Source organism: Pseudomonas yangonensis, assembly GCF_009932725.1.
Taxonomy (GTDB): Bacteria; Pseudomonadota; Gammaproteobacteria; order Pseudomonadales; family Pseudomonadaceae; genus Aquipseudomonas; species Aquipseudomonas yangonensis.
The window spans coordinates 1-277 of sequence record NZ_BLJU01000181.1; the positions used below are offsets into that span (position 1 = coordinate 1).

Annotated in this window: 1 protein-coding gene; it reads left to right on the top strand. The window is 52.3% G+C overall.

The genetic code is table 11. From position 1 onward, the window contains the following. Positions 1-22: 22 nt before the first annotated feature. On the top strand, positions 23-277 hold a 255-nt coding region (locus tag GYB81_RS25420; protein ID WP_368854864.1), incomplete at its 3' end, for a TniQ family protein.

Genomic DNA, 277 nt, shown 5'->3' on the forward strand with positions numbered 1-277 from the left:
ACCATGATTCTAGGTTCGTGTAATGGAGCTGAACTTCCATTTCTTCCCTGCTGCGTTCCCCGACGAGACTCTTCACAGTGTCCTATCCCGCTATGCCCGGCTTTGTGGCGGGCATAGCCGAAAAGCCGCTTTCGCTGGCGATAGGGCTGCAATCTCATACACACAGAACGTAGCGTTTCCCTGTCGATTGGGTGACTTAGCCGAGTCACTTCCACCTGCCACGGATCTCTCGGTATCCAAAATAATTACATGCCATACCGTTCTTCCCTATTACGCG